We start from the raw sequence: 10,228 nt of genomic DNA, 5'->3' as shown, positions 1-10,228 counted from the left end.
ACTGTCGCAGCCATGAAAAATGCGATGACGGCCCAAGGCTGGCGGTGTTCAGGCGGTCCGCTGCGCTTAGATGGTTAGATAGCGGCGGGGCGCATAAACGCGGCGAAGTGCACTTGTTAGCGCTGGGAAGCTTTTGCGTCTGGCGCGCCTTCGCCTGCGTTCGCTGCGGGGCGCGCCAATAAAAATCTGGGGCGCAACCGCTGCATTCTGTGGGAGGGCCGACCTCGGCACGAAGCTTTGGCATCTGACGCGCGGGGCGTCTGCCTGGTGTACGCCGCCTTTGTATGAGGCGGCGTAGCCCAGACAGCTCGTCACACGGTGCGGGAGAAGCGGCCGCGCTGTTCGCCGCCGAGGTAGGCATCGAAAGCCATGGCGACGTTACGCATCATCAAGTGCCCTTGAGGCAACAGTACGACGGCGTCGTCGGTTATCTCGACCAGTCCATCGGCGACATGTTCGTCCAGCTTGGCCAGCGAATCGGCGAAATAGTCGCGGAAGTCGATGCCGTATCGCTGCTCGATCTCGCTGAAATCGACCCGTCCATGACACATCAGCGAAATGATCACGTCACGACGCAGGCGGTCGTCCTCGCTGAGCTTGTAGCCGCGATGCACCGGCAGCAGGCCCTCGTTCAGGCGCGCGTAGTACTGCGACAGCTCCTTCACGTTCTGGCTGTAGCTGTCGCCGACCTTGCCGATGGACGAAATGCCAAGGCCGATCAGGTCACAGTCGGCGTGCGTGGAGTAGCCCTGGAAGTTGCGCTGCAGCGTGCCGTTGGCGCGTGCCAGGGCCAGCTCGTCGTCCGGCAGGGAGAAGTGGTCCATGCCGATATAGACGTAGCCGGCGTCGGTCAGGCGCCGGATGGTCAGTTCCAGCAGCTCCAGCTTGCGCTCCGGCGGCGGCATGTCTTCTGGGCGGATCAGCTTCTGCGCCCGAACCAGATCCGGCAGGTGCGCGTAGCTGTAGGCAGCGATGCGGTCGGGGCGGATGTCGATGATCTTGTCCAGCGTGACGTTGAAACTCTCCACCGTCTGCAAGGGGAGGCCGTAGATCAGGTCGACGCTGATCGACTTGAAGTGAGCTTCACGCGCGGCCTGGACCAGGTCCCGTGTCTGTTCTTCGGTCTGGATGCGGTTGACCGCGATCTGTACCTGCTCGTCGAAGTCCTGCACGCCGAAACTGAGGCGGTTGAAGCCCAGGGCTCGCAGCTGATGGATCTGCTCGGGCGTGACGGTGCGCGGGTCGACCTCCAGCGAGAATTCGTGGTTGTCGCTGTCGTCCATGTTGAAGGCTTCGTGAAGCGCGGCCATCAGGTCGGCGAGCTGCTCGCTGGTGAGGTAGGTGGGCGTGCCGCCGCCCAAGTGCAGCTGCGTCAGCTTGCGCGAGCGATCGAACAGTGCGGCCTGCATCTTGATCTCACGCTTGAGGTAGTCGAGGTATTCGGCGGCGCGGTCGGTCTTGTGGGTGATGATCTTGTTGCACGCGCAGTAGTAGCAGAGGCTCTTGCAGAACGGGATGTGGATGTACACCGACAGCGGCTTGGGCGCGGCGGCCTCGTTGGTGGCTTGCGCGGCGCTGCGGTAGTCATCCATGGCAAAGGCCTGGTGGAACTGCGGCGCAGTCGGATAAGAGGTGTATCGAGGACCGGGACGGTCGTACTTCTCGACCAGGGCGCGGTTAAAGCTCGGCGTATGGTCCATGTAGGGTTCACCTGGGTTGTTTGGCTGGTTGGCTGGACGGATTGCCGTCGGCGGCCTGCGACATCGTGGCGCGATTATCCCTGATTCCGGCGACGGAGTCGGCTGTCCCAGATCAAGTTCGGGGCCGGTAGAGAGCCGGGCAGCGCAATGCCCGGCCTCGGATGACTCAGAGGCGGAACTGTCCGACCAGGCGATTCAGTTCGGCGGCCAGATGCACGAGCTCGTCGCTGATCTGCGAGGTTTGCTGTGCATCGGCTGCGGTGGTGTCGGCGATGGTGCTGATAGTGGTGATGTTGCGGTTGATCTCCTCGGCGACCGCGCTTTGCTCTTCGGCCGCCGTGGCGATCTGCATGTTCATGTCGTTGATCGTGCCGACTTCGCCAGCAATTCCATTGAGGCTCTGCGCCGCTTTGGCGACGCAGGTGGAGCCGGCATTGGCGCGCTCCTGGGCATCCTGCATCACCTTCACTGCGTTGCGCACGCCGGTCTGCAGCTGTTCGATGGTGGCCTGGATATCGCCAGTGGACTTCTGCGTACGCGAGGCGAGCGTCCGAACTTCATCGGCGACGACCGCAAAGCCGCGGCCTTGCTCGCCGGCGCGGGCCGCTTCGATGGCCGCGTTGAGCGCCAGCAGGTTCGTCTGTTCGGCGATGCCATTGATCACACCGAGGACCATGCCGATGGAGGTCGCATCGGTTTCGACCTGCTTGATCACCTGTGCAGCCTGCTCGATCTCACGGATCAGCCCGTCGATGCCGTCCAGGGCCTCGGTTGCCAGGGTGACGCCTGCCTTCGACTGTGCATCAGCGCCGGTGGAGGCGGCTGCGGTCTGGCTGGCGTGCTGCGCCACTTCCTGCACGGTCGCGCTCATCTCGTTCATGGCAGAGGCGACCATGTCCGTTTCGCTACGCTGGGCCAACACCGCTGAATGGGTCTTTTCCGCTACGCTGGAAACCCGATCCGACACTTCGCCTAGCTGATGCGTAACCTTCGCCACCGCTTCGAGACTGTGACGGAATTTACCGATCATGTGGTTGAACGAATGGCCCATGGCGCCGACCTCGTCCTCGGCATGGACAGCGACGATGCGGCTCAGATCCTCGTCCCTGGTCATCGCTTCCATGGTGTGCCGCATGTCGTTGATGCGGTTGATGATCACCCGGCGAATGATGTAGCCCATGACCACCAGCCCTATCAGCAACAGTGCCAGCTGAATGCCGGCCGAGGTCATCACGTTACGGTTGACTTCACCATCGAGCACAGACAGGTCATAACTGATCCGCACCGCGCCCATTACCGTGTTTTCGGGAACCTGGTGGCACGACAGGCAGTTGGTGCCGCGGTAATCCTGATGCGCAAGGATCGGGTTGATGACGGTAAGGACGCGGCCGTTCTTGCCTTCACTCACCTCCATCGTCGACTTGCCCGCCAGTGCGGCCCTGTCGTGCTCATCGGCAGGTGCCTCATGGGCGAAGCCGGGGCCGAAGACCTTGCTGACCGGCTCGCCGCGCACGATGCGAGCGTCGATCACGCCAGGGCGCGCCAGCAGCTTGTCGCGCAGCACCTCACGCTGGGCCATTGTCCCGGTGAGCATCATGGTGTTGATACTGTCGAAATAGGAGTCGGCAGCGTCCTTGGTCTGCTGCTCGACGACCTGGAGAACGAGGTCTTTCTCGGAACCCGCCGAATGGAGGAGGGAGGCGGCGAGGACCAAGGCGAACACCACCAGCAGAGCCAGGTTGATCTTCGACTGGACGGACATTTGCCGAGCTGGAAAGGTGTTGTTCATGAGGATCCTTAGCTACTGCTGCCAACGAAACGAAGCCGACCCCAAGTCCTGTGAACGGTCGCGGGGCGCTGGTTGCCAGCGGCTTCTTTTGCTTCGCTTATCGGCCGTATGTCCCTTGTCTTTACAAGGTTTTTTTGCTGTCTGGCGACGTGCAGGCGCATTGCCATCAACACGGCCGCCGACATCCTAGTCGGTCTCGCTCGACAGAGCGGTATGGCACGCGACGAAACGAAAATTTTTCGCCGTTTTCCTGATCTGGATCAGTAAAGCGCACTCGTCTCGACCGCACGTTCGTCATGTGATCGATCATCAGCGCGGCGCATTGCGACACCAGGCCGCACGCAAAGCCTTCGAGGGCGGCGCTGATTCGGCCGGAATCGACTTCATTTTTGCGTGCAGCCACTTGGCAATTTCCGTGCGCCGCCGCACGCTATGCACAGGCCATGTCAATGGCCTTCGGTCGGGCGGCGAAGCGAGCGAAATTCGCATCGATAGCCGTCGAACCCCGCATCGTTTCGATGGTCGTAGCCTCTAGTCAGCCGCTGTCGGCGGAACATGCAGGTACGACTGCTGACCGATCCAGGCGCAGTGCATCAACTGGAACCTTCCTCTTCAAGGACTCACATGATCAAGAAATGCCTTTTTCCTGCGGCCGGATATGGCACGCGTTTCCTCCCTGCCACCAAGGCCATGCCGAAGGAAATGCTGCCGGTGGTGAACAAGCCCCTGATCCAATACGGGGTCGAGGAGGCGCTATCGGCAGGGTTGAATCAGATTTCTATCGTAACCGGCCGCGGCAAGCGCTCCCTGGAAGACCACTTCGACATCAGTTACGAACTCGAGCACCAGATCCGTAACACCGACAAGGAGAAGTACCTGGTCGGTATTCGCAAGCTGATCGACGAATGCAGCTTCTCCTATACCCGCCAGGTTGAAATGAAAGGCTTGGGCCATGCGATTCTCAGCGGCCGTCCGCTGATCGGCGACGAGCCCTTCGCCGTGGTGCTGGCGGACGACCTGTGCATCAACCTTAATGGCGACCCGGTCCTGGCGCAGATGGTCAAGCTGTACAACCAGTTCCGCTGCTCGATCGTCGCGATTCAGGAAGTACCGCCGGAAGAGACCAGCAAATACGGTGTGATCGCCGGCGAGATGATCCGGGACGATATTTTCCGTGTCAGCCACATGGTCGAGAAGCCCAAGCCGGAAGATGCACCGTCGAACCTGGCGATCATCGGCCGCTACATCCTGACGCCGGACATCTTCGACCTGATCGAGCAGACCGAACCAGGCAAAGGCGGCGAGATCCAGATCACCGACGCCCTGATGCGTCAGGCCCAGGACGGTTGCGTACTGGCTTACAAATTCAAGGGGCAGCGTTTCGACTGCGGTAGCGCCGAGGGTTACATCGCCGCCACCAACTTCTGCTACGAGAATTTCTACCTGACCGGTAAAGCCTTCTAATCGGCCACCGGTTCTGCACAAAACCACCTTCGGGTGGTTTTGTGCATTCAGGGGGCCGGCATTTCTTCCGCGCCCGGACCGAGCGGCTGGCCATAGCTGAACTCGACATAGTTGCCCGCGGGGTCGCGTACGCCGCAGTAATAGCCGACCGGGTAGGGCTCGTCGCGTGGTTCCCATATCAGGCAACCGGCTTTGCGCGCACGATCGGCGATCGCGTCGACTTCGCCGCGGCTGGCGAGAGCGAAGCCAAAATGGCTGTAGTCATTCTCGGCCAAGGCACGGTCCTGCCCGCCGGGCATGATCACGAAGATGAACTCACGTTCCTTGCCGGGTTCGGCCATCCAGACGATGCGCGAGCCTTTTCCCGCACGCTCGTGGAAAACGTGCATGCCACAGAACTGCGCATAGAAAGCGATGCAGGCATCCAGGTCCGGGACGTGCAAAGCGAGGTGGGTAAGGGTAGGGCGCATGCGTCAGTCCTCCGAATGAATCGTGTGCAAAGCCTGGGTTATGCTGTGCGTTCTACAAGGGAGACAACCGTTCATGGCTTACGACTTCGATCTATTCGTCATCGGCGCTGGTTCCGGCGGCGTCCGTGCCGCCCGGTTTGCAGCGGGCTATGGTGCCCGCGTCGCGGTTGCCGAAAGCCGTTATCTGGGCGGCACCTGTGTGAACGTTGGCTGTGTGCCGAAAAAACTGCTGGTCTACGGCGCTCACTATGCCGAAGACCTCGACCAAGCCCAAGGCTATGGCTGGACCATCGATGGCGCGACCTTCGACTGGAAGACGTTGATCGCCAACAAGGATCGCGAGATTGAGCGCCTCAACGGCATCTACAGGAATCTCCTGATCGACAGCGGCGTCACCTTGATGCAGGCGCATGCGCGGCTGGTCGACCCTCATACCGTTGAGGTCGAAGGGCGGCAGTACACCGCCGAGCACATCCTGATCGCCACCGGAGGCTGGCCTTTCGTTCCGGAAATCCCGGGGCGCGAACATGCGATCACCTCGAACGAAGCCTTCTATCTTGACGAGCTGCCTCGCCGCGTCCTGGTGGTCGGCGGTGGCTATATCGCCGTCGAGTTCGCCTCGATCTTCCGGGGTTGTGGCGCCGATACCAAGTTGCTGTACCGCGGCGAGCTCTTTCTGCGGGGATTCGATGGCTCGCTGCGCGATCACTTGAAAGACGAGCTGATCAAGAAGGACATCGACCTGCAGTTCAACACCGACATCGCCCGTATCGACAAGCAGCCGGACGGCAGCCTGCTCGCCGTTCTGAAGGACGGCCGCACGCTGGAGGCCGACTGCATCCTTTACGCCACCGGCCGCCGGCCGATGCTCGACGGGTTGGGGCTGGAGAATCTCGATGTGAAGCTGGACGATCGGGGCTTCATCGCCGTGGATGATCAGTACCGGACCTCGACACCATCCATTCTGGCGATCGGCGATGTGATCGGTCGTATCCAGCTGACGCCCGTCGCGCTGGCCGAAGGCATGGCCGTTGCCCGCCGGCTGTTCAAACCCGAGGAATATCGGCCGGTCGACTACAACACCATCGCCACTGCGGTCTTCAGCCTGCCCAACATGGCGACCGTCGGTTTGACCGAGGAAGAAGCGCGCAAGCAGGGCCACAAAGTGGTCTTGTTCGAGAGCCGGTTCCGGCCGATGAAGCTGACCATGACCGGTGGACTTGAACGCAGCCTAATGAAGCTGGTGGTCGATGCCGAAACGGACAAGGTGCTCGGTTGCCACATGGCCGGGCCGGATGCCGGTGAGATCATGCAGGGCATGGCCGTGGCCTTGAAGGCGGGCGCCACGAAGCGGATCTTCGACGATACCGTCGGCATCCATCCCACCGCGGCCGAGGAGTTCGTGACCATGCGCACACCCACCGGCATCTGACGGTGGCGTGGCGCGAGCCTGCCGGTCTGGCGACGGAACGGTAGCGGTCGCCAGGTGGGCTGCGGTAGAAGAGGGGAGCGAGCAGGTCGGTTAGCCGCTACCGACTCGCGGTCAAGACCGCTCCCACGGGTGTGCATAGACATGTAGGAGCGGTCTTGACCGCGAACTCTTCGGGCGTGTCTGCTTAGCTCTAAAGTCTTCCAGTGATAACCCGCACCGAATGTTCCATCTGCTGGGGAAGCCATTCGCGGTCGAGACCGCTCCCACGATTGCCGGTGCGTTGTAGGAGCGGTCTTGACCGCGAGCTCTTCGGCGTCTACGTGCCTCTCAAGCCTTCCCTGTAATCACCCGCACTGAACGCTCTATCTGCCTGGGGAAGCCTTCGCGGTCGAGACCGCCCCCACGCTTGCCCTGGTGCGTTGTAGGAGCGGTCTTGACCGCGAGCTCTTCGGTGTCTGTGTACCTCGCAAGCCTTCCCTGTAGTGACCCGCACTGAATGCTCTATCTGCCTGGGGAAGCCTTCGCGGTCGGGACCGCTCTCACGGTCCCGGCGCATGGTAGGAGCACTCTTGACCACTCAGTGGTGCTGGTGAGCGCTATCGTCCGCCGCGGGCGCCTGGTCCTGTATGGAAACGTCTACGTTCACCTCGCCGGCATGCTCGAAAATCAGCGTGAGCGGAAATTGCTCGCCCGCTACCAGCGGCTTGCTCAATTTGAACAGCATGACGTGATTGCCACCTGGCTGGAACTGCACCTCACCGCCGGCCGGCACCTCGATCGAGTCGATACGCTGCATGCGCATCACGTCACCCTCATGCACATGTGCGTGCAGCTCGGCTTTTTCGGCCCGGGCGGTTTTCACTCCTATCAGCCGATCTGCCGTGTCACCGGGGTTGCTCAGCGTGAAATACACCGCACCCGTCGGGGCAGTCGGCGGCATGGCACGCGACCAGACCTGATACACGGCAGGTGCTCCAGCCATCACGTGATTAGCGTGGGAATGTTCATCTGCCGAGGCAGCCAGAGTGGCCGTGGCGAGCGCAAAAGCGGTGACCAGACGAAGCAGCATGAAATCTCTCCAGGACGGTTTCGATGGCGAACATTAGCATGGCGCAAGGGCGCCTCGTAGCCAGAACGGTCATTCCCACGAGCGGATGATTGCAACGGAACCTGCAGTGCGCACGCGTTTCTGTTTGAATGGGCAGGGCCCCTGGCCCTCAATTGTTCGGAGACGAATCACCCATGGAGCGAAGTCGCTGGAGTCACCGGTTGTTGTCCGGAGGAAAGGAGCCCGACCCGCGGTTTACGCTGGCCAACGAAAGAACCTTCCTCGCCTGGATCCGCACCTCGTTGGCGCTGCTGGCCGGCGGAGTGGCGGTCGAAGCCTTTGCCGGCGGCATCTTCACACTGGAGGTGCGCAAGGTGCTATCGGTCTCGTTGTTGCTGTTGGCCATGTTCATCAGCTCGACGGCGTGCGTTCGCTGGCTCACCATCGAGCGTGCCATGCGGCACAGCGGACCGTTGCCGTTTCCATTGCTGATCCCGATTCTGTCCATCGGCGGCACACTGGTGACCTTGGTGCTGATCAGTTTCATCGCGCTTCGCGGCTAACGATGCATATTTCCTTTCGTCGCCGCCTGGAACCCGGCACGCCGCGACCGCCGCTGCATGAGGATCCAGGCCTGCAGCCCGAACGCACTTCGCTGGCCTGGGGCCGAACGCTGCTGACGATGATCACCGTGAGCGCGCTGTTTCTGCGCTGGATGCCTTATCACGGGACCTTCGTCGGCATGTTGGTCGCGCTATCGCTGGCGACGGCGTTGGGTATCTGGACCACGCAGCAGCGTCGTTACGCCCGTAGCGCGAGCGGGGTGAAAAGCGGGCGCATCCGGGCCGATGCAATTTCTATTTTCTGGCTGGGCGCCTCGGTTTTCGTTCTTGGCGCACTAGGCCTCTACACCGTAATTTTCTTGCCGATCAGTAGCTGAGATAGCCACTTGAAAAGAGGTACAAATGACCAACGCCAATCAGCAATTCGCCAGCGATAACTATTCGGGCATCTGTCCTGAAGCCTGGGAAGCCATGGCCCGCGCGAACCAGGGACACGACCGCGCCTACGGAGACGATCAATGGACTGCACGGGCAGCCGACCATTTCCGCCAGCTGTTCGAGACCGATTGCGAAGTCTTCTTTGCGTTCAATGGCACCGCTGCCAACTCCCTGGCGCTATCTTCGCTATGTCAGAGCTATCACAGCGTGATATGCGGTGATATCGCCCATATCGAGACCGACGAATGCGGCGCACCGGAGTTCTTTTCCAACGGTTCCAAGTTGCTCGTTGCCCGCACCGAGCAAGGCAAGCTAACGCCTGCAGCTATTCGAGAAGTTGCCCTCAAACGCAAGGACATCCATTACCCCAAACCACGCGTCGTCAGCATTACCCAGGCCACTGAGATCGGCACCGTATACCGGCCGGACGAACTCCGAGCCATCAGCGATACCTGCAAGGAACTGGGGCTGCATCTGCACATGGATGGCGCGCGTTTCGCCAACGCCTGTGCGTTTCTCGGGCTTTCACCGGCCGAACTGAGCTGGAAGTCGGGCGTGGACGTGCTCTGTTTCGGGGGCACGAAGAACGGCATGGCGGTCGGTGAGGCCATCCTGTTTTTCAACCGGGCACTGGCCGAAGATTTCGAATACCGTTGCAAGCAGGCCGGTCAGCTTGCATCGAAGATGCGTTTCTTGTCTGCGCCTTGGGTCGGGCTGCTGGAAAACCACGCCTGGATGAAATATGCCGAACATGCGAACGGTTGCGCGCAATTGCTTGCCAGCCTGATCAGCGACGTGTCGGGCGTGGAGCTGATGTTTCCAGTCGAGGCCAACGGTGTGTTCATCAACATGCCACCGTTGGCGCTGGAGGCACTCAGGAGTCGCGGTTGGATGTTCTACACGTTTATCGGGGTCGGTGGCGCACGGTTCATGTGTTCCTGGGACACCAGCGAGGAACGCGTACGCCAACTGGCGGACGACATTCGCAGCGTCGTACTGCAAAACCCATAACCGGGAAGAAGAGGCCGCGCTCGTCAACAAGGACGGCGCGGCACTGGATATCGGATGCTGACGAATATGAGAGAGGCTACGGCAGGTATCTGGAGCTAACAGCCATATAAGCTATTTAACATAATATAGATTATGCGAAGTTACCGGTTTGTTTGAGAAGCCACTTCTCGACGGAACTTAAACAGTAAAGCCTGCCAGATTCTCGATCAAAGCGATCGCCGGTTTCCCATCGTGCGAAGCGCCTAATGAAAAACCAACGCCACATTGAGATCGCACGGCTCGCACACGCCTGGCGCCCTGAACCGCCGGCTCT

9 protein-coding genes are annotated in these 10,228 nt (G+C 60.9%); 5 read left to right on the top strand and 4 right to left on the bottom strand.

Annotated features, from left to right (window positions below; translation table 11 throughout):
- Positions 1 to 311: 311 nt before the first annotated feature.
- Positions 312 to 1,700 (bottom strand): oxygen-independent coproporphyrinogen III oxidase, encoded by a 1,389-nt coding sequence (gene hemN / locus KCX70_RS11295; protein ID WP_102850612.1) that lies wholly within the window; start codon positions 1,698 to 1,700, stop codon positions 312 to 314.
- A 166-nt stretch (positions 1,701 to 1,866) separates the two neighbouring features.
- Positions 1,867 to 3,489, bottom strand: a complete 1,623-nt coding sequence (locus KCX70_RS11290) for a methyl-accepting chemotaxis protein (protein WP_212620231.1) — start codon at positions 3,487 to 3,489, stop codon at positions 1,867 to 1,869.
- A 624-nt stretch (positions 3,490 to 4,113) separates the two neighbouring features.
- Here KCX70_RS11290 and galU point away from each other — a divergent pair.
- Positions 4,114 to 4,953: a UTP--glucose-1-phosphate uridylyltransferase GalU gene (gene galU / locus KCX70_RS11285; RefSeq protein WP_021208220.1), complete on the top strand. Its 840-nt coding sequence runs from the start codon at positions 4,114 to 4,116 to the stop codon at positions 4,951 to 4,953.
- A 47-nt stretch (positions 4,954 to 5,000) separates the two neighbouring features.
- Here the strand turns inward: galU and KCX70_RS11280 are convergent, their stop codons facing one another.
- Entirely contained in the window at positions 5,001 to 5,423 is a 423-nt protein-coding gene (locus tag KCX70_RS11280; protein ID WP_212620230.1) for a VOC family protein, read from the bottom strand.
- 73 nt (positions 5,424 to 5,496) lie between these two features.
- Here KCX70_RS11280 and gorA point away from each other — a divergent pair, with 73 nt between their 5' ends.
- On the top strand, positions 5,497 to 6,855 hold the full coding sequence (gorA, locus tag KCX70_RS11275; RefSeq protein ID WP_021208218.1) for a glutathione-disulfide reductase: 1,359 nt from the start codon (positions 5,497 to 5,499) through the stop codon (positions 6,853 to 6,855).
- Positions 6,856 to 7,432: 577 nt separating this feature from the next.
- Here gorA and KCX70_RS11270 read toward each other — a convergent pair.
- The gene (locus KCX70_RS11270; RefSeq protein ID WP_212620229.1) at positions 7,433 to 7,924 is read right to left on the bottom strand and encodes a copper chaperone PCu(A)C; all 492 of its coding nucleotides are present in this window, start codon (positions 7,922 to 7,924) and stop codon (positions 7,433 to 7,435) included.
- A 173-nt stretch (positions 7,925 to 8,097) separates the two neighbouring features.
- Here KCX70_RS11270 and KCX70_RS11265 point away from each other — a divergent pair, with 173 nt between their 5' ends.
- Genes KCX70_RS11265 through KCX70_RS11255 form a run of 3 tightly spaced genes read left to right on the top strand, consistent with a single transcriptional unit; the run spans position 8,098 to position 9,915 of the window.
- The gene (locus tag KCX70_RS11265; RefSeq protein ID WP_080656842.1) at positions 8,098 to 8,466 is read left to right on the top strand and encodes a YidH family protein; all 369 of its coding nucleotides are present in this window, start codon (positions 8,098 to 8,100) and stop codon (positions 8,464 to 8,466) included.
- A 2-nt stretch (positions 8,467 to 8,468) separates the two neighbouring features.
- Complete coding sequence (locus tag KCX70_RS11260; RefSeq protein WP_021208215.1) at positions 8,469 to 8,843, top strand: DUF202 domain-containing protein; 375 nt, start codon at positions 8,469 to 8,471, stop codon at positions 8,841 to 8,843.
- Between the two features lie 25 nt (positions 8,844 to 8,868).
- On the top strand, positions 8,869 to 9,915 hold the full coding sequence (locus tag KCX70_RS11255) for a threonine aldolase family protein (protein WP_212620228.1): 1,047 nt from the start codon (positions 8,869 to 8,871) through the stop codon (positions 9,913 to 9,915).
- Positions 9,916 to 10,228: the final 313 nt, after the last annotated feature.

It is taken from the genome of Stutzerimonas stutzeri (assembly GCF_018138085.1).
In the GTDB taxonomy this organism is placed as follows: Bacteria; Pseudomonadota; Gammaproteobacteria; order Pseudomonadales; family Pseudomonadaceae; genus Stutzerimonas; species Stutzerimonas stutzeri_AI.
Note: the sequence above shows the minus strand (reverse complement) of the source record. Positions and strands in the feature narration are given on the sequence as shown.

Bases quoted from the DNA above. Each gene is read 5' to 3' on its own strand.
- KCX70_RS11270 (WP_212620229.1), bottom strand. From the start codon at position 7,924: ATGCTGCTTCGTCTGGTCACCGCTTTTGCGCTCGCCACGGCCACTCTG.
- KCX70_RS11260 (WP_021208215.1), top strand. From the start codon at position 8,469: ATGCATATTTCCTTTCGTCGCCGCCTGGAACCCGGCACGCCGCGACCG.
- KCX70_RS11255 (WP_212620228.1), top strand. From the start codon at position 8,869: ATGACCAACGCCAATCAGCAATTCGCCAGCGATAACTATTCGGGCATC.
- galU (WP_021208220.1), top strand. From the start codon at position 4,114: ATGATCAAGAAATGCCTTTTTCCTGCGGCCGGATATGGCACGCGTTTC.
- KCX70_RS11290 (WP_212620231.1), bottom strand. From the start codon at position 3,489: ATGAACAACACCTTTCCAGCTCGGCAAATGTCCGTCCAGTCGAAGATC.
- KCX70_RS11280 (WP_212620230.1), bottom strand. From the start codon at position 5,423: ATGCGCCCTACCCTTACCCACCTCGCTTTGCACGTCCCGGACCTGGAT.
- hemN (WP_102850612.1), bottom strand. From the start codon at position 1,700: ATGGACCATACGCCGAGCTTTAACCGCGCCCTGGTCGAGAAGTACGAC.
- KCX70_RS11265 (WP_080656842.1), top strand. From the start codon at position 8,098: ATGGAGCGAAGTCGCTGGAGTCACCGGTTGTTGTCCGGAGGAAAGGAG.
- gorA (WP_021208218.1), top strand. From the start codon at position 5,497: ATGGCTTACGACTTCGATCTATTCGTCATCGGCGCTGGTTCCGGCGGC.